At 69.9% G+C, this 18,068-nt stretch carries 19 protein-coding genes and 1 pseudogene; 15 read left to right on the top strand and 5 right to left on the bottom strand.

Features of this window, described 5'->3' with window-relative positions:
• The first annotated feature begins 45 nt into the window (after positions 1-45).
• From AB0I04_RS29100 to AB0I04_RS29090, 3 genes and pseudogenes are all read left to right on the top strand, one after another.
• Positions 46-465: a PPOX class F420-dependent oxidoreductase gene (locus AB0I04_RS29100; protein WP_360891140.1), complete on the top strand. Its 420-nt coding sequence runs from the start codon at positions 46-48 to the stop codon at positions 463-465.
• Positions 413-616 (top strand): annotated as a pseudogene (locus AB0I04_RS29095) (helix-turn-helix domain-containing protein); the annotation flags it as partial. The gene AB0I04_RS29100 and the pseudogene AB0I04_RS29095, both read left to right, overlap by 53 nt.
• Positions 617-667: 51 nt before the next feature.
• Positions 668-1,222 carry an IclR family transcriptional regulator gene (locus AB0I04_RS29090; RefSeq protein WP_360891232.1) on the top strand — a complete coding sequence of 185 codons (555 nt, stop codon included), beginning with the start codon at positions 668-670 and terminating at the stop codon, positions 1,220-1,222.
• Positions 1,223-1,245: 23 nt separating this feature from the next.
• Here the strand turns inward: AB0I04_RS29090 and AB0I04_RS29085 are convergent, their stop codons facing one another.
• A complete protein-coding gene (locus AB0I04_RS29085; protein WP_360891137.1) occupies positions 1,246-2,439 on the bottom strand; it encodes an ROK family transcriptional regulator in 1,194 nt (397 codons plus the stop codon).
• Positions 2,440-2,493: 54 nt separating this feature from the next.
• On the opposite strand from AB0I04_RS29085, the gene AB0I04_RS29080 reads away from it, so the two are divergent.
• From AB0I04_RS29080 to AB0I04_RS29070, 3 genes are all read left to right on the top strand, one after another.
• A complete protein-coding gene (locus AB0I04_RS29080) occupies positions 2,494-4,710 on the top strand; it encodes an HAD-IA family hydrolase (RefSeq protein WP_360891134.1) in 2,217 nt (738 codons plus the stop codon).
• Positions 4,711-4,754: 44 nt separating this feature from the next.
• Positions 4,755-5,915 (top strand): epoxide hydrolase family protein, encoded by a 1,161-nt coding sequence (locus AB0I04_RS29075; RefSeq protein ID WP_360891131.1) that lies wholly within the window; start codon positions 4,755-4,757, stop codon positions 5,913-5,915.
• Between the two features lie 122 nt (positions 5,916-6,037).
• Positions 6,038-6,835 (top strand): alpha/beta hydrolase, encoded by a 798-nt coding sequence (locus AB0I04_RS29070; protein WP_360891128.1) that lies wholly within the window; start codon positions 6,038-6,040, stop codon positions 6,833-6,835.
• 86 nt (positions 6,836-6,921) lie between these two features.
• On the opposite strand, the gene AB0I04_RS29065 is transcribed toward AB0I04_RS29070, so the two are convergent.
• Positions 6,922-7,887, bottom strand: coding sequence for a hypothetical protein (locus AB0I04_RS29065; protein ID WP_360891125.1), 966 nt, complete (start codon positions 7,885-7,887; stop codon positions 6,922-6,924).
• Positions 7,888-8,005: 118 nt separating this feature from the next.
• Here AB0I04_RS29065 and AB0I04_RS29060 point away from each other — a divergent pair, with 118 nt between their 5' ends.
• From AB0I04_RS29060 to AB0I04_RS29025, 8 genes are all read left to right on the top strand, one after another.
• Positions 8,006-8,968 (top strand): carbohydrate kinase family protein, encoded by a 963-nt coding sequence (locus AB0I04_RS29060; RefSeq protein WP_360891123.1) that lies wholly within the window; start codon positions 8,006-8,008, stop codon positions 8,966-8,968.
• 2 nt (positions 8,969-8,970) lie between these two features.
• Positions 8,971-9,186: a hypothetical protein gene (locus tag AB0I04_RS29055; protein ID WP_360891120.1), complete on the top strand. Its 216-nt coding sequence runs from the start codon at positions 8,971-8,973 to the stop codon at positions 9,184-9,186.
• A 359-nt stretch (positions 9,187-9,545) separates the two neighbouring features.
• Complete coding sequence (locus tag AB0I04_RS29050; protein ID WP_360891117.1) at positions 9,546-10,304, top strand: SDR family oxidoreductase; 759 nt, start codon at positions 9,546-9,548, stop codon at positions 10,302-10,304.
• Positions 10,301-11,116: an SDR family oxidoreductase gene (locus tag AB0I04_RS29045; protein WP_360891114.1), complete on the top strand. Its 816-nt coding sequence runs from the start codon at positions 10,301-10,303 to the stop codon at positions 11,114-11,116. Before AB0I04_RS29050 ends, AB0I04_RS29045 begins: the two co-directional genes overlap by 4 nt.
• 60 nt (positions 11,117-11,176) lie before the next feature.
• The gene (locus AB0I04_RS29040; RefSeq protein ID WP_360891111.1) at positions 11,177-11,884 is read left to right on the top strand and encodes a hypothetical protein; all 708 of its coding nucleotides are present in this window, start codon (positions 11,177-11,179) and stop codon (positions 11,882-11,884) included.
• Between the two features lie 29 nt (positions 11,885-11,913).
• Positions 11,914-12,642, top strand: a complete 729-nt coding sequence (locus AB0I04_RS29035; RefSeq protein WP_360891108.1) for a DUF899 domain-containing protein — start codon at positions 11,914-11,916, stop codon at positions 12,640-12,642.
• On the top strand, positions 12,639-13,592 hold the full coding sequence (locus AB0I04_RS29030; RefSeq protein ID WP_360891106.1) for a sigma-70 family RNA polymerase sigma factor: 954 nt from the start codon (positions 12,639-12,641) through the stop codon (positions 13,590-13,592). Before AB0I04_RS29035 ends, AB0I04_RS29030 begins: the two co-directional genes overlap by 4 nt.
• Before the next feature lie 13 nt (positions 13,593-13,605).
• Entirely contained in the window at positions 13,606-13,839 is a 234-nt protein-coding gene (locus AB0I04_RS29025; RefSeq protein WP_360891103.1) for a hypothetical protein, read from the top strand.
• A gap of 463 nt (positions 13,840-14,302) precedes the next feature.
• On the opposite strand, the gene AB0I04_RS29020 is transcribed toward AB0I04_RS29025, so the two are convergent.
• Genes AB0I04_RS29020 through AB0I04_RS29010 form a run of 3 tightly spaced genes read right to left on the bottom strand, consistent with a single transcriptional unit; the run spans position 14,303 to position 17,183 of the window.
• Positions 14,303-15,463 (bottom strand): SGNH/GDSL hydrolase family protein, encoded by a 1,161-nt coding sequence (locus tag AB0I04_RS29020; RefSeq protein WP_360891100.1) that lies wholly within the window; start codon positions 15,461-15,463, stop codon positions 14,303-14,305.
• Positions 15,460-15,792: a nuclear transport factor 2 family protein gene (locus AB0I04_RS29015; RefSeq protein WP_360891097.1), complete on the bottom strand. Its 333-nt coding sequence runs from the start codon at positions 15,790-15,792 to the stop codon at positions 15,460-15,462. Before AB0I04_RS29015 ends, AB0I04_RS29020 begins: the two co-directional genes overlap by 4 nt.
• On the bottom strand, positions 15,789-17,183 hold the full coding sequence (locus tag AB0I04_RS29010) for an MFS transporter (protein ID WP_360891094.1): 1,395 nt from the start codon (positions 17,181-17,183) through the stop codon (positions 15,789-15,791). The genes AB0I04_RS29015 and AB0I04_RS29010 overlap by 4 nt, the downstream gene beginning before the upstream one ends.
• A gap of 84 nt (positions 17,184-17,267) precedes the next feature.
• On the opposite strand from AB0I04_RS29010, the gene AB0I04_RS29005 reads away from it, so the two are divergent.
• Positions 17,268-17,978 (top strand): TetR/AcrR family transcriptional regulator, encoded by a 711-nt coding sequence (locus tag AB0I04_RS29005; protein ID WP_360891091.1) that lies wholly within the window; start codon positions 17,268-17,270, stop codon positions 17,976-17,978.
• Positions 17,979-18,068 lie beyond the last annotated feature (90 nt).

The raw sequence follows: 18,068 nt of genomic DNA, 5'->3' as shown, positions 1-18,068 counted from the left end.
CCGGGACGCCCCCGGGCGCGGCCCATCACCATAGGAGGAGAAGTCATGTCGAAGCCGCCGCTCCCCGAGACCGCAGTCGCCATGCTGAAGAAGCCCAACCCGGCCGTCATCGCCACGCTGCGATCCGACGGGCAGCCGGTCTCCGCGGCCACCTGGTATCTCTGGGACGACGGCCGGGTGCTGGTCAACATGGACGAGGGCCGCAAGCGGCTCGACCACATGCGCAACGACCCCAGGGTCACGCTGACGGTCCTCGACGGCAACTGGTACTCCCACGTCACACTGATCGGCCACGTCGCCGAGATACGTGACGACAAGGATCTCGCCGACATCGACCGGCTGTCCCGGCACTACGGGGGCCAGGCGTACCCGCAGCGAGACCGCCGCCGGTTCAGCGCCTGGATCGAGATCGATCGCTGGCACGGCTGGGGCGGCTTCAAGGACAGCGACCAGGCGGGCGGCTAACCTGCGCGCAGGTCGCAACGCCCTATCGGACGGTACCGGCCAGCTGCTGTCCCACAGCGGCCAGGGCACCATTCTGGAGGAGCTCGCGATCCGCTCGGGGATCCCCCACAGTTCGCTGCGCCGGCTGCTCGGCGCGCTCAAGCACCGAGGGTTCGCGTCGCAACCCGAGCCCAACGGGCCCTACTTCCTCGGCAGCGAGCTGATGGCGGCGGCGTTCCGCTTCCACGACCGGCTCGACCTGCGGGCGCTGGTCCAGCCGGTGCTGATGCGGCTGCGCAAGGAGCTCAACGAGACCGTGCACATGGCGGTGCTGGACGGCGCGGAGGTCGGGTACGTCGACAAGGTCGAGGCCATCCACCCGATCACCATGTCCTCGGTGATCGGCGGACGGAACCCCGCCCACTCGACAGGGGTCGGCAAGGCGCTGCTCGCCTGGACCTATCCCACCGACGAGGCCATCCGGCTCTGGGCCAAGACCCACCAGCCGCCGGCCGCCAGGACCCGGCGCTCGATCACCTCGACCCCGGCGCCGGCCGAGGAGATGGGACGCATCCGCGAGCAGGGCTACGCGCTCGACCTGGAGGAGAACGAAGGGGGCGTACGCTGCGCCGCGATCCCCATCTTCCTCGGCCGTACGACCCCCGCGGCCGGGGTGAGCGTCACCGCGCCGAAGGACCGCTTCCCCTCCGGCCCGGCTCACCGAGGCCGCCGAGCTGCTCCGCAAGATCGTGACGGAGGAGATCGCCACATCGGCTGACGGCCGGTGCCGACCTTTGACGCCTACGCGAAGGACCGGAGGGCGGCCCAGGCGGCGAGGCCGTCTTCGGTGAGGACGTGGTCGAGCGCGGTCACCACCGCCCCGTGCAGTGCCCCGTCGCGGCCGAGAGTGGCGGCGACCACGGCGGGCGGGTTCGCGCGGCGGAAGCGCATGAGGCCGTCGGCCAGGGCAGCGGTGAACTCCGGCTCGGCCGCGACCCGGAGTGACTCCGCGAGGCCGCCCAGGGTGACGATGGCGGGATCCACGGCATTGATCAGTCCGGCGAGACCGGCGCCCAGTCCGCGCGCGGTGCGGCCGATGGCGGCCCGGACGCGCGGGTCCGCCGGCGCGCGGGCGAGGGCCTGCTCCGCGTACGTACGGGCGTCGCGGGGTGGAGGATCGCCGAGATGGCGGGCGATGGCCCGGCCGTCGACCACCAGGTCCCAGCAGCCCCGGGCGCCGCACGGGCAGCGCAGGTCGCGATCGCCGAATGGCAGGTGACCGAACTCCCCGCCGGCGCCCGTCGCGCCGTCCACCGGCCGGCCGTCGACGACCAGGGTGCCGCCGACGCCCACCTCCACGGTGATGTGGAGGACGGTCGCGGCTCCGGCGGCGACGCCCTGCCGGGCCTCGGCGAGGCCTGCGAGGGTCGCGTCATTGCCGATCAGCAGCGGCATACGCGGATCGACCGCCAGCGCCGCCAGGTCCACCGCGTCCCAGCCGAGCACGGAGGACTGGACGACCCTGCCGCGCTGCACGGTCGCGGCGATCGCCACGGAGACCGCCCGGACGCGATCTCCATGACGGCGGTGGAGGCGCCGCACCCCCTGCGCGACCGCGTCGATCACATGCTCGGGGTCGCGGCTTCGGTGAGTGCCGGTCTCCGCGATCTCGGGCCGTCCGTCGAGCGGCGCGACCGCGCACCGCCAGTCCTCCTGCCGGAGGTCCACAGCGATCACGACGGGCCCGTCCGGATGGGGGGTGAGCACGGTCGTCGGCCGGCCACGGGCCGCCGTGGCGGCAGGCGTCTCGGCGAGAAGGGACAGGTCGCGCAATCGGGCTGTGATCTCGGTGGCCGAGCCGGTGCTGAGACCGAGTCGGCGCGCGACGGCCGCCCGGGTCACGCCCGGCTCCCGGCGCATCTCGTCGAGTACGGCGAGCGCGCCGCGCCAGCGGACGTCCCTGGCGCGCGCGGATCGCGGTCGGGGGCTTGCCATGCGTACCTTCTCCTCGTTTATGCTCGCCACACGAGTTTAATCGAAGGGGACACTGTGCGACGACAACGAACGGACCTCGGAGCGATCGAAGCGGTTCTCCTGGACATGGACGGCACTCTCGTCGACTCCGACGCTTCGGTCGAGCGCGCCTGGTCGATCTGGGCGACGGAGAACGGCGTCGACGTCGACTCGGTGCTCGCCATCGCCCACGGGAACCCGGCCGCACGTACGGTTCGGCGGCTGCTTCCCGAACTCGACGAGGACGCGGTCGCGGAGGCGGCGCGGCGGCTGCACGCCCTGCAGTACGAGAACCTGGCGGTCGTCACCGCGGCGCCCGGCGCGGGTCTCCTGCTCGCCACACTCGACCGGCTCGGACTGCCGTGGGCCGTGGTGACCAGCGCCGACGGACGGCTGGCCGAGGCGAGCCTCCACGCGGCGGGAATCGACCCGCCGTTCGTCCTCACGATCGACGACGTGGGAGCGGGCAAGCCCGATCCCCAGGGCTACCTCAAGGCCGCGGCTCGCCTGGGGGTTCTTCCATCCGCCTGCCTCGTGGTGGAGGACTCCGAGCCAGGGCTGGCCGCCGGGCGGGCGGCGGGCATGTCGACCGCGGCGCTCCGGGGGCTGTCCGGCGATCTGTCCCTGCCCGACCTCGGCCGGCTGGCCCAGCTGCTGGAACGGTCGCGGGTTCGGCCGTGGTGGCGCGACGCCGTCGGCTACCAGGTGTACCTTCCGTCGTTCGCGGACGGCACCGGTGACGGCTGGGGCGACCTGACCGGGGCGAGCGCGCACCTGGATCACCTGGCGCGGCTCGGGGTCGATGTTGTGTGGCTGACACCCTTCTTCCGCTCGCCGATGCGCGACCACGGCTACGACGTCGCCGACTACCGAGCCGTGGATCCCTTGTTCGGCGGGGAGGCCGCCCTCGACGGGCTGCTGGCGGAGGCGCACCGCCACGGGATGCGGGTGATCGGCGATCTGGTCGTCAACCACACCAGCGACGCCCACCCCTGGTTCGTCGCCGCCTCCTCCTCACGGACGGACCCGCACCGTGACTACTACATCTGGCGGGATCCGGCCCCGGACGGCGGCCCGCCCAACAACTGGCCGTCCCACTTCGGCGGGCCTGCCTGGACGTTCAGCCCGGCGACCGGTCAGTACTACCTGCACCTGTTCCGCCCGGAACAGCCCGACCTCAACTGGCGTAATCCCGCGCTCGCGGCCGAGATCGACGCGATCGTCGAGCACTGGCTCGCGCGGGGGCTGGACGGCTTCCGCATCGACACCGCCGCCTACCTCGTCAAGGACGCGGACCTGCGGGACAACCCGCCGCTGCCCGCCGGCGGGACCCTCCCGGTGCGGGGCGTGACGATGGACTGGCGCCGCCAGGAGCATCGTCACGACATCCACCAGCCCGGCGTGCACGCCGTCCACGAGCGGTGGCGGCGGATCGCCGACCGGCACGACGCCTTCCTCGTCGGCGAGGTCTACGAACTCGATCCTCGGGCGCTGGCACGATTCGTCGAGGGCGAGCGGCTGCACTCGTCGTTCTGGTTCGGGTTGGTGGAGACCGGCTGGGACGCCGACCGGATCGACACCATGGTCGAGGCCGCCGTAGCGGCGTCGCCACGACTCTCCTGGGTCCAGGGCAACCACGATCGTTCCCGTGCCGTCACCCGGTTCGGGGAGGGGCTCCGGGGACGGCGCCGCTCACTCGCGCTGCACGTCCTGATGGCATTGCTGCCGGGAACCTTCTGGCTCTACCAGGGCGAGGAACTCGGCCTGGGTGACGGGCATGTGCCGCCCGGCCATGGCGCCGACCCGCTGGGCGCCGCCCAGCCGGAGGAGAGCCGCGACGCCGCGCGCACCCCCATGCCGTGGCACCCCGGCCCGGGTCTGGGGTTCACCACGGGGCGTCCGTGGCTGCCCGACGGCGCACGCGGTGACGACGAGACGGTGGTGATGCAGCAGGACGACCCGGCATCCCACCTGAACACCGTCGGCCGGCTGCTGGCCACCAGACGCCGGCTGACCCACCTGCTGGCCGCCACCGACGACGTGACCAGGGCCGTGCTCGCCGAACCGGTGACCGCCTACCGCCGCGGAGCACTCTGGGCCGTGGTGAACCTGCGGGACACCCCGGTGCCCGATCTGGACCTGCCCGCGCCGGCGGTGTTCGACACGGCCGATCCCTCCGTCACGCCCGACCGGCCCAGGACCGGCCGCGTCCGGCTCGCTCCCCAGCAGGCGCTCCTCCTGGCCGAAGGATGACCGGCCCGACGACGCGCGCCTCACGCTCTGATGAGGAGGACGGCATGACCGACGACGTGATCCCGTTCCAGCTCGACGTACCCGAGTCCGTACTCGGCGACCTGCGGGAACGCCTGAGGCGCACGCGGTGGCCGGAGGAGGAGACGGTCGACGACTGGTCGCAGGGCGTACCCCTGGACTACCTGCGCGAACTGTGCCGGTACTGGGCCGAGGAGTACGACTGGCGGGCCACCGAGCGGCGCCTGAACGCCCTGCCGCAGTTCCGGACCTCCATCGACGGGCTCGGGATCCACTTCCTCCACGTCCGCTCGCCGTACGAGGACGCGCTGCCGCTCATCCTCACCCACGGCTGGCCGGGATCGGTCGTGGAGTTCCTCAAGGTGATCGGGCCGCTCACCGACCCAGCGGCGTACGGCGGCGACGCCCGCGACGCGTTCCACGTCGTGTGCCCGTCGCTGCCTGGCTACGGCTTCAGCGACAAGCCGGACCGCCGCGGCTGGGGCGTCGAGCGGATCGCCGGCGCCTGGATCCGGCTGATGGCCCGCCTCGGCTACGACCGGTACGGCGCGCAGGGCTCCGACTGGGGCACGACCATCACCACGCTCATCGGCCGGCAGGATCCGGACCACGTGGCGGGCATCCACCTCGTCCCGCCCCTGGCCGCCCCGGACCCGGCCACGTTCGGCGACCTCACGGACGCGGAGGCCGCCGCGCTCGCCGACCTCGAGCGGGCCCAGGAGACCGAGGACGGATACTCGCTGGAGCAGTCCACCCGGCCGCAGACCATCGGCTACGGACTCGTCGACTCCCCGGTGCTGCTCTGCGCCTGGATCATCGAGAAATTCCGCTCCTGGACCGACTGCGGCGGTCACCCCGAGAACGCCCTCACCCGCGACGAACTCCTCGACAACCTCATGTTCTACTGGCTGCCCGGGACCGGCGCGTCCGCCGCCCGGCTCTACTGGGAGAGCTTCAAGCAGGTCCAACGGGTCTTCACCGCCGAGACGACGGACGTGGTGACGGTCCCGGCCGGTTGCTCCATCTTCCCCAAGGAGAACCCCCGGCCATCCCAGCGGTGGGCCGAGAAGCGCTTCACCGACATCCGGTACTGGCACGAGCCGGACAAGGGCGGTCACTTCGCAGCGTTCGAGCAGCCCGGGCCGTTCGTCGAGGAGCTGCGGGCCTTCTTCCGACTGGTCCGCTGACCTCGACGGCGACGGCACGCTCACGACTTTCATCTTCATCACCGGTGAACCGATGAGTTCCGCGGCCCGCCGACGTTCTACCTGTCGAACGGCGGAACACCACTGACTGGAAGGACGACGTGATGAGCTACGCGGACGTGAACGGGCTGTCGCTGTACTTCGAGGAGCAGGGCTCCGGCGAGCCCCTCGTCCTCCTGCACGGAGGACTCGGCGCGGGCGAGCTGTTCGGCCCGACCCTGCAGGCGCTGGCCGAAAACCGGCGGGTGATCACGGTCGACCTCCAGGCCCACGGCCGCACGGCCGACATCGACCGGCCGCTGCGCCCCGAGACGATGGCCGACGACATCGCCGCGCTCATCGCTCACCTGGGCCTGGCGGACGCCGACGTGATGGGCTACTCCCTCGGCGCCGAGGTCGCCCTGCGCACCGCGATCCAGCATCCGCGGCGCGTACGCCGCCTGGTCCTGGTCTCCATCCCCTGCAAGCGGGACGGATGGTTCCCGGAGGTCCTGGCGACGATGGACCAGATGGGCCCGCATCTGGCGGAGCCGATGAAACAGTCCCCGGTCTACGAGCTGTACGCCCGCCTCGCACCGCGAGTGGAGGACTTTCCGGCCCTTCTCGGCAAGACGAGCGAACTGTTGAAGCGTGACTTCGACTGGTCGGCGGAGGTCGCGGCGCTCACCGCACCCACCATGCTGGTCTTCGCCGACGCGGACTCCGTACGGCCCGCGCACATCATGGAGTTCTTCGCCCTGCTCGGCGGCGGCCTCCGCGACGCCGGCTGGGACGGCTCGGCCCGCCCCGCCGCGCGGCTCGCGATCCTGCCCGGCACCACCCACTACGACATCTCCACGTCCCCGGCGCTGCCGGCCGCCGTGGTCCCGTTCCTCGACGCGCCGCTCCCCCAGCGGGCCTGAGTCCACCGGGGTCGCCTGCGCCGCTCCTCACCGGGCGCCGAGAGCGGGAAGCCTGTTCCCGCCGGGCGCCCGGTGGCCGGGCGGCGTCAGCTGCCGGTCGCGTTGATCGCGTGTACGCCGCTGGCCACGACGGATGCCGGGCCCTGGGGCGGCACTTGGGTCGCGAACGTCCACAGCCACTCGCCCCTGAAGCGGTGGTAGTAGCGCTTCGGTCCCAGTCCGTTGAAGTCCGAAGGGGGCTGGTACCACACGTTCGGCTGCGTCGCCGTGTAGCTCAGCGCCTGGTCAGCGGGGCTCAGGACCAGCGCGCCACCGTCGGTGGTCTTCAACGCGTAGACGGGCTGCGTCCGGGGCGCCCACTCGGAACGCCCCTGCCACCGGTTGCCGCTGTTGATCTTGTAAACGTCCTTGGCCCAGCGCTGACCGAGCTTCAAGGTCAGCGGACCGGGAACGAATCCCGCCGGAGCCTTCCGGCGGGCCGCGACGTACGACAGGTACGAGGAGAGCCGGGTGCCGACGTCGAGGGCCGGTCCGGTCGTCACCGCCGTCGCCGAGCCGTCCGCACCCCGTGCGATCGACGGGAGCTTCTGCCCCTTCGCGAGCCACGATCCCATGGCCGCCTTGTACTTGCCGCCGCCGGTGTCGACGAAGACGACGTACTCCTTGTCGCTGCTGCTCACCGCCGCGAAGACCGCGAACCAGGCGGGGCTCACACCGTGCGGGATGAAGAACTGGGGGCTCTTGTAGTGGAACGGCTTGATCTTCGTTTCCTGCTTGGCCCGGATGCGCTTGTTGCCCACGAGATCGACCTCGAGCATCGGACCGGTCTCGTTCTCGCGCAGCAGCGCGTCGGAGACCTTCGCGTTCGCCTCGTTGTTGACCCGTTCGTAGTTGGTGAAGACCGCCTGTGCCTGCGCCTCGGTCAAGGCGGCGGCCGCCTTCGACGCGCTCGGCGACGACGAGTGCGCCGCGGGTTGCTCGGTTCCGCCACCACCGCACCCGGCGACGAGCGAACCGACGGCGACGGTTGCGAGGACAATCCCGTATCGCACTAAAACTCCATAAAAGCGAGGCCGAAACAGACGTGATCATACGGGGACGTTCCAGGTGGTCAGCGCACTGGCGGCCGTAGGACGTCATACTGGCGCCCGGCGAACCGAGGAGGAACGGGTGGATCCACGGCAGGCGGCGTACGACGTCGTAGTGGTCGGAGGCAGCGGCGTGGACACCATCGTCCGCGTCGGCTCACTGCCGGTCCCACTCGCCGACTCGGTCCCCGTCGGCCCGATCGAGGAGTGGCCAGGCCACACCGGCGGCAACGTCGCCCTCGGCACCCGCGCACTCGGCCTGAAGGTCGCGCTGCTCGACTACATCGGCGACGACTGGATCAGCGCACAGGTGCGCGAACGGCTGGCCGAAGGCGACGTGGAGTTCGCCCCGCTGATCTCCCCCGCCGGCACGCGCCGCGCGGTGAACCTGGTGGACGCGACCGGCCGCCGGATGTCCTTCTACGACGGCCGCGACCCCGCCGACCTGCGGATGCCCCGGGACCACTATCTGCCCTGGCTCCGCCGGGCACGGCACGTCCACCTGTCCATCATGAACTTCACGCGCTTCCTCTACGACGACATCGAGACCCTCGGCGTCCCGGTCTCCACGGACCTGCACGACTGGGACGGAGCGGCCGACCATCACCGGGAGTTCGCCCTCCGCTCCGACCTCGTCTTCTTCAGCGCCGCGAAGGCGGGCGACCGCACCCCCACGCTGATGCGGGAGATCCTCCGCGAGGGCCGCGCGGAGATCGTCGTCGCCACGGCCGGCGCGGACGGGGCCTACCTGCTCACCCGCGACGGCGACACGACCCCCCTGCACCTCCCGGCCGCCGTCCCGCCCGCACCGGCGGTGGACTCCAACGGAGCCGGTGACGCCTTCGTCTGCGGTTTCCTGTACGGCAGGCTCACCGGCCGGGACGTACGGGACTGCGCCCGCCTCGGCACGGTTGCGGGCGCCTACGCCTGTACGGCACCGGGCTCGACCGCCCTCATCTCCGCAGAGGCCCTGCGCGCGGCGGATCCCGCATCAGCGCACGCCGATGTCACCCACGAACGGCTCGCCGCCGACAGGGAAGCCTGACGATGGCGCGCCTCGCGTTGGCCGCTCGGGACGGCGACCGCCTCGTCCGGGAGGAAGACCTCCGCCAGCTCCCGGGACAGTTTGACCGCTCGGCACTGGCCGACGCGCTCGACCACGCGGGCCTGCTCCAACACCGGCGCGGTCCGGTCCTCGTCCTTCCCGGCACGCCACCCGGCCACCGAGACCGGCTCCGCAGCTGCGAGCGCTGCCTGGCCTGAGGCGGGGGACTGCGGATCTGCGACCCGTGCCGGGAGTGGGAGGAACTCGAAGAGTCACGCTAAGTCGCCTTCCACGGGCTTCCTTGGCGAGACTTTCCGTGTTGACGGCGCGGGGGCGTCACACGACCGCGATGGCGTCGATCTCGACGAGGAACCCAGGGCCTAGGTCCCCAGCCGGCTGGTAGGCGCCGGCGAGGTTGTTCCGCGACGACAGCGTGTCGCGATGGTCGCCGCGGCGGTGTGCGGGCGGTATCGCCGCGCATGGGGTGATGGCGCTGAGGTTGTTCGACGAATCCGTGTCGGCAACCCGAACCGAGCCGCAGCGATGACTTTCGCGGTGAGCTCGCCTCTGTACAGGTATGAGCTCAACGCGCCAGTCACAGACCACGGCGGTGGTCACCGGAGCGGGCCGCGGCTTCGGATCGGCGATCGCCGCCGCGCTGATCGACCAAGGTCACCAGGTCGTCGGCGTTGCGCGCACCGCTGACGCATTGGCGGACGTGCACCGACGATTGGGGGCGGCGTTCGTCCCGGTTGTCGCCGACGCGACCGACGCGGTGACCGCCCGCACCCTGATCGAGCAACACCAACCGACGTTGCTCGTGCTCAACGCGGGCGCGACACCCGCCATCGGCCCGGTACACGAACAGTCCTGGGAATCGTTCAGCCGCAACTGGCAGGTCGACACCCAACACGCTTTCCATTGGATCCGCGCGGCACTGCGCCACCCGCTGACGCCAGGCAGCCTGGTGGTGGCGATATCCAGCGGGGCTGCCCTGCGCGGCTCACCGCTCAGCGGCGGATACTCGGGCGCAAAGGCGATGATCCGATTTCTCGCCGGATACGCCGCCGATGAATCCCGCCGCGCCCAACTCGGCATCGGCTTCGCCACCGTGCTGCCGCAACTGACGCCTGCCACCGAACTCGGCGCCGCTGGGGTCGCCGCATACGCCCAGCGGCAGGGAATTGACACCAACACATTCGCGGCGGCACTGGAACCGCTTCTCACGCCGGCCATCGTCGGTGCCGAGATCGCGCGGCTGTGCCAGGACACCGACAACCAGGACGAGCACCGGGAGTACCAGCTCACCGGCCACGGACTTCACGCGATGGCGTGAGCAACCAGAAAGAGAAGGTTATGTTGCTGGAAAACAAGAATGTCGTCGTCTACGGCGCGGGCGGCGCGGTCGGTAATGCGGTGGCCCGCGGTTTCGCTCACGAAGGTGCCAGGGTGTTCCTGACTGCGCGAAATCTCGACGTCATCGACACGGTCGCGAAGGAGATCTCCGCCGCGGGTGGAGCGGTCGAGACCGCCGTGGTGGACGCCGGGAACGAGAAATCCGTGACCGAGCACCTGGACGCGGTCGTCGCCGACGCCGGCAGCATCGACGTGTCGTTCAACGCGATCGGAATCTCGCCCGTGGGATTGCAGGGAATACCGCTCACCGAACTGCCGGTCGAGAATTTCCTGCGCCCGATCACCACGTATGCCCAGGCTCATTTCATCACCGCGAAATCCGCCGCACGGCACATGATCGCCCGGCGGTCGGGGGTGATCATGATGCACACACCCGAACCGGCCCGCTTGCCACTGCCCCTGGTGGGCGGCATGAGCGTCGGCTGGGCGGCGATGGAAGGTCTCAACCGCGCGCTGTCGGCCGAATGGGCCCAGCACGGTGTTCGCGCGATCTGCCTACGCACCACGGGCATGGTGGAGACACCGGTCATCGACGTCGTGTACGGGCTGCACGCCGACGCGCTGGGGATCACCAAGGAGCAGTTCACTGCGCTAGCGAGTGGTATGAGCCACCGCAAGCGCCCGACCACGCTGGCCGAACTCACGGAAGCGGCGGTGTTCCTCGCCTCCGACCGGGCATCCGCGATGACTGGCACCGTCGCCAACCTGACCGGCGGAATCATCGTCGACTGACCCGACTCGCCCCGGCCGCCGAAACGGCGGCCGGGGCATCCCTACAGAGGAGTAAGAGCAATGAACGATCTACTCGCGAGCGCCGTCGCCGCGCACGGTGGCGTGGACCGGTGGAACCGGATCCACACGATCGCTGTCGACGCCGCCATCACCGGGGCCTTCTGGCAGATCAAGGGACAAGGCGACGCGCTGACGAAGGTCCGCTTCGAGGTGGACACCACGCGGGAACGGCTGACCATGGACTTCGTCGGCCAGGACCGACGGTCGGTCTTCGAACCCGACCGGGTCGTCCTGCAACGACCGATCGGCACGGTGGTCGAGGCACGCGACGACCCGGAACGGTCGTTCGACGGCCACCAGTTCGGGACGCCGTGGGACGACCTGCATCTCGCGTACTTCACCGGTGAAGCACTGTGGACGTACCTGAATACGCCGTTCTTGTTCACCTGGCCGGGGTTCGTCTGCGAGGAGATCGCCCCGATTGAGGCCGACGGTGAAACATGGCGGCGGCTGAAAGTGACCTTCCCCGAACACATCAAGAGCCACACCCGCACGCAGGTGTTCTGCTTCGGCCCGGACGGGTTGCTGCGCCGCCACGACTTCACCATCGACATCGTCGGCCGGACGGTCGAGTCGCAGCTTTACGCCGCCGACTACCGCGACGTCGACGGCATCGTCATCCCCGCCACGCGACGGGCCTACGCCCCAATGGGCGACGACCAGATCGTCTTCGTCGCCATCGACATGGCTGACATCGCCGTCCACTGATCCGAATTCCTCTCACAAGGGACATCACGATGAACAACACCTCCCGGGCCCAGGTCGTCACGCCGGCGGAATGGGAGGCCGCCCGGCTGCGCCTGTTGACGAAGGAGCAGGAGCTGACCCGCGCCCGGGACGCGTTGGCCGCTCAGCGCAGGCGGATGCCGTGGCTGAAAGTGGACCAGGAATACGCCTTCGACGGTCCGAACGGCGCCGCCCGGCTGCTCGACCTGTTCGAGGGCCGTCGTCAGCTGCTGCTCTACCGCGCCTTCTTCGAGCCAGGCGTGGACGGCTGGCCCGACCACGCCTGCGTCGGCTGCTCGCTGATGGCCGACCAGGTCGCCCATCTCGCGCATCTCCACGCCCGCGACACCACGCTCGCGTTCGCCTCACGCGCACCGCAACCCGACATCGAACGGATGAAAGCGCGCATGGGCTGGGCCATGCCCTGGTACACGATCACCGACAGCTTCGACGCCGACTTCGGCGTGGCCGAGTGGTACGGCACCAACGCATTCATCCGCGACGGCGACAACGTCTACCGCACGTACTTCATCAACGATCGCGAACACGAGCCGATGGGAGCAACGTTGGGTTTCCTCGACTTCACCGCACTCGGACGCCAAGAGGACTGGGAGGACTCCCCCGACGGATACCCCCAGGTGCCGCGATATTCGTGGCTGAAGCGACACGACGAATACGGCCCGACCGGGGCGAGCCGCGCACCCCACCACCACAGAATCGGCGGATCATGCACACCATGACTGAAGCCAAGGCCGGCGACAAGGATTTCGGAAGGCTGAGCGAACCGTTCCGGCGTGAGCTGCTCGCCTACTGCTACCGCATGCTCGGCTCGGTCGACGAGGCCGAAGAGGTGGTGCAAGACGTCTACCTCGACGCCTGGCGTGCCTACGACGCGTTCGAGGGACGGTCGTCGCTGCGTACCTGGCTGTACCGTATCGCGACCCGGGCGTGTTTCAAGGCGCTGGAAAAAAGTAGACGCAGGCCTCTGCCCGCGGATCTCGGCGCCCCCCAGACAGACCTGGATGCGGCGCTCGGCGCACAAGCTCGGGAGGTGCCGTGGCTCCAGCCGATACCCGACTTCCTGTTCACCACCGCACCGGCCGATCCGGCGACGGTCGTGGTAGAACGACAGACTTTGCGGCTCGCGCTGGTGGGAGCGCTCCAGCAGCTGCCGCCGCGACAGCGAGCCGTGCTGATTCTTCGCGACGTGCTGCAATGGCGTACCGCCGAGGTCGCGCAACTGCTGGAGATGACGACGGCGGCCGTCAACAGCGCGCTCCAGCGCGCCCGAGCCCAGGTTCCGCTCAGCCAAGACGACCTGACCGAACCCGCCGAGCCACGACAGCGGGCCCTGCTCGACCGATACGTCACCGCCTTCGAAACCGCGGACGTCGATCAACTCGTCGCGGTATTGACCGCGGACGCCAGATGGGAAATGCCGCCGATCGCGACCTGGTTCGAAGGCCGCGACACCATCCTCGCCTTCCTGGCCAAACAGATGCGAGTGATCGGACCGGCCGCACTGGTCCCCACCTCCGCCAACGGACAACCCGCCTTCGCGGTGTACGCCCGCGGCCACGACGGCGCACACCACCCACATGCGCTACACGTACTGACACTCACAACCGAGGGCGTCTGCCGGATCGTCGCGTTCCACGGCTCAGGGCTGTTTCCACTGTTCGGGCTCTGACGCGGCCAACGGCATGTCCGAACCAGAAAACATCACCCAGCACAACGAGGAGCTTCACGCACAGCTGCGACTGTTCTGCCACCTCATGCTCGGTTCGGCCGACGCCGCCGACCGCGTCATGCGGCAGATCTACCATCGCGCACTCGATCACCAAAACGATCAACAGCATCGGCAATCAGAACGCGCCCGACTATTCAGTATCGCCGCCGACCTCTGCGGGGCCCGCGGTCATTCATCGCACGAATAAGCCACGCGACGAACTCCAACGCCTGCATCTGGGCACCGTCACCGGCCCGCCAGGTCCTTCCGCCAGCGCACCGAGCTGACCCCGGCCGTCAAGAAGACCCTCGCCGCACTCGGCCTGCCCGAACCACGCCGCGTCTACGAGGCCACGCCAACAACCCACTGACCGGCGACGGGGCGAAGCAGCAACTACTGAGGCCATCCATGCTTGCGGAGGGCAGCGATGGGGAGGCGCTGACTGCTGATGGGTTCGACAGAGCCCTGATCGGCTCGGCTGAGGGGTGGTTCGGCAGGAGCCGGCGGATCGTCGCTTTGTATGATCTCGGGCTACCGGCGGAACTCCTTGACCTGCGAGAACACCGGCTTGTTAGATCGTCGATTCCACGTTGGGAAAGAGCGTCTTCCGTTCTCTGCGGGATCTGTGGGGAGGCTGCTGGGGCCGGTCGGTGACCGGCCCCAGCGCGGCGTTAGAGGACGGTGAGGTCGACGGCGTCGGCCATTGCCTGGTAGCCGGCATCGTTGAGGTGTAGGTGGTCGCCGGAGTCGTGGGCGGGGTCCAGCGTGTGGCCCATTGCCTGGGCCAGGTCGATGACGGCGTCGTACTCTCGCGACTCGCGGATCCAGGCATTGACTGCGGCGCGTTTGGCCTCGCTGTGCGGGGTGGAGAAGGCTGAGCCCTGCATCGGCAGCAATGTCGCCCCGACCGTCCGTAGGCCGGCGGCGTGGGCTTGGCGGATCATGTCCCGGTGCCCGGCGATGACCTGGTCTGCAGAGACCTGGGTGTAGGGCGCCAGGACCGGGAACGGTGACTGTGCTGCCATCTCGCTGATGGCGATGTCGTTGACCCCGGCGAGGATGATGACCGTGCTCACGCCGGGCTGGGTCAGCACGTCGTGCTGGAATCGGAGGGTGGCCCGGTCGCCCAGCCACGCTGAGTCGATCGTCACGCGGTTGCCGCCGATGCCCTGGTTCAGCACGGCGCGTGGTGGGCCCGCGGCCACCAGGCGCTGCGCGAGACGATCGGGGAACCGGTGGTCGGTGTCGGGAGTACTGCCAGTCCCGTCGATCAGCGAGTCACCGAGTACCACGATGCCGTTGCCGGGAGCTCCGGTCACCTCGACTCCACTGAGGTGGTACCAGGATTGTGAGGTCTCGGTGAAGACGGCACCGTCGCTGTCGGTGTGGTGTTCGCCCGCCGCGCGGTAGGTCGTCGCGAGCGCCTGGGCGTGGTAGGTCGCCGGTCCGGATGGCTCGGCCACGTGCATCGTGATGGTCACCCGGTCCAGTGCGTCGGTGTGAAACGGCACGGTGTCGGTGGCCAGGTCGGTGCCGGTCGGGACGGCGAAGGCGGGTTTACCGTCCAGGGTGAGCTCTTGCAGGGTGTCGGCCTTGACTGTGGCATCGCCCGCGGCGGCGGCGACGGTGAGGCCGGCGACCTGGAGAGGCCTGGTGCCGTGACGGTTGGACAGCCGTACTCTCAGTGCGTCGCCGCCGGCGCTGAGCCGGACGGTCTGGCGGATCGTCTGGTCGGCGAAGCCCTCTTCGGACCAATTGGGGGCGAAGCTGATGCCCGGTCGTTGCGGTGAGGTGGTCCAGGCGGCGGTCCAGCCGTGTCCCTGGCGGCTCATGCGAAGAACCCGACGACGCTGCGGATGCGGTCTTCGGAGAACTCCACGACGTCGTAGCCGGTGGCGATCGTTCCCAGCCGCCAGGTGAACAGTGCCCGGTCGTGGTGGGCGCCGATCACGGTGTCGAGGGTGAATCGCAGATCACCGAACTTCTGCTGGGCCCGGCCGATCGCCTCCGATAGTTCGGCGTGTCCTCGCAGCCCCGCGTAGTCGGGGTCGGCGTAGACCGAGTCCTCGGTGAGGACGGACTTCATCAGTGTCTCCCGGGCGGCGGTGTCGCGCTCGTTCCAGACGTCGAGGTAGGTGAGGATCAGGTCGGTGGTGCTCACTTGCCGACTCCTTCGAGGGTGGGGGACTGCTGTGTCCGGGGAGCGGGGCGGGAGGGGTCGAGGGCGAGGGCGATCAGGCCGCCGACGGCGGTGACGGCCGCAGCCGTCCCTCCGGCGACATGCAGACCGTGGAGGAGATGGCGCGAGCCGGTGGCGATCGCGACGAAGCAGGCCAGGCTCATCGCGCCGCCTACTTCCTTGGCGGTGGTGGCCAGTCCTGACGCGACGCCCTGCTCGTGGGGCGCGACGCCGGATCCGGCGGAGGCGAACAAGGTGACGAAGGCGATACCGCCGAACAGGCCCCAGACGACGCTGCCGGGCAGCAGGGTCCAGAAGCCGCCTCTGGCCGTGGTGCCCGCGACCATGACGGCGATGCCCGCGCCGGTCCCGATCGTCGAGACGGCGAGCGTGGTGCGGATCCCCCAGCGGCCGAGCAGCGCCGGGGTGAGTTTCAGAGCGGCGAGCATGCAGACCAGCGTGAGCGGCAGGAACGTCAGCCCCGCCTGCAGGGAGTTGTAGCCCCGTACGGTCTGCAGGTAGGAGGTGAGGACGTAGTAGCCGCCGCCGAGCGTGCCCTGGAAGATGGCGATCACGATCATGGTGGTGGCCAGCCCGCGGCCGCGCGCCAGCCGTAGTGGGATCAGTGGATCGCGGGTGCGGGCCTCCACCACCAGCAGCAGCGCGAGCAGGACCGACCCGGCGGCCAGTGCCCCTGTACCGCGCAGCGACACCCATCCGGCGTCCGGGCCGCTTGCCAGCCCGAACACCAGCAGCGCCGAACCCGCGGTGGCCAGCACCGCGCCCGGCACGTCGAACCCGCCGGGCGTGCGGCCGGGGTCGGCGGGCAGCAGCCGTGGCGCGGCCAGGGCGCAGCCCAGTGCCAGCGGAACGTTGACGAAGAACACCCACTCCCAGCCCAGGTAATTGGTCAGCACCCCGCCCAGCAGGGACCCGGCGGCCAGTCCCGCACTGCCCGCCATGCCCCAGGCGCCGAGCGCCCGGTTGCGCGCGGGCCCTTCGGCGAACCCCCGGTAGATGAGGGTGAGGGTCGCTGGTGTCAGCAGGGCCCCGCCCATGCCCTGCACCGCACGGGCGGCGACGAGCACGCCGGAGCCGGACGCCAGGCCGCCCGCCAGAGAGGCGACGCCGTACAGCGCCAGCCCTGTTATGAACATCCGGCGTGCCCCGAGCCGGTCCACGGCCCGCCCGCCGAACAGCAGGAGCCCGCCGAGCCCGACCGAGTAGGCGCTGACCACCCACTGCACCGACGACGGACTGAAGTCCAAGGCCTTTCCGATGTCGGGTAGCGCCACGTACACGATGTTGTAGTCGAGGGCCACGATGAGCTGCGTCAACGCCAGCAGCCCGAGCCGAAGCCGATCCCGTTCCATAACTCTCCTACACGCCGATAATTCTCTACACGCCGTTTAATGTAAGCACGTCGTACAGTAGCCCAACGCTGTAGAGTGTCAAGGGTGGAAGAACAGACCATGAGCCGCCGCGCCCGGCTACGCGCGCAGACCAGCGCCGAGATCAAGACGATCGCGCTCAAGCTCATGGTCGGCGGCGGCCCGGACGCCATCTCGCTGCGTGCCATCGCCCGCGAGATGGGCATGACGGCCGGCGCTATCTACAGCTACTTCGCCACCCGCGACGATCTGATCACCACGCTGGTCGGCGACGTCTACATCTCCGCCGTGCGGACCGCGGAGTCCGCACGCGATGCCGTGCCCGAGTCCGACCCGGGCGGCCGGATCCTGGCCTGGGCACAGGCCATGCGCGAGTGGGCGCTAGCCAACCCCGAGGGCTTCCGGCTGATCTACGGCGACCCGGTGCCCGGCTACCATCCACCCGAAGACGGCCCCGGCAAGGACGCCGAACTGCGCGCCTGCACCGGTCTGGTCGGCCTCGTCGCCGCCGCCTGGCCCACCACCCGCACACTCCAACGCGACGACCGGCAGTACGACTGGGCCGACTTCGCTCCAAGCCTGGTCACCCATGTCCGCGAGGACTTCCCCGACCTGCCGCCGACGGCACTCGCGCTGACCCTGCGCGTATGGGGCCGCATGCACGGCCTGATGGCCCTGGAGATCTACGGCCACCTGCGCACGCTCATCAACGACCCGGCCACCGTCTACCGCGACGAAATACGCGACCTCATCGCCTCCCTCGGCCTCACCTCGTGAACCCCGCCCGTCGGCAGAAACCCCGTTGCTCTCCACCCAAGCCATTCAGCGAGTCCCCAAAGCCGTCAGGTTGCCCTGCGAGACCCACAG

The organism is Actinoallomurus sp. NPDC050550 (assembly GCF_040655075.1).
In the GTDB taxonomy this organism is placed as follows: Bacteria; Actinomycetota; Actinomycetes; order Streptosporangiales; family Streptosporangiaceae; genus Actinoallomurus.
This window is presented reverse-complemented; position numbering and strand designations above follow the sequence as displayed.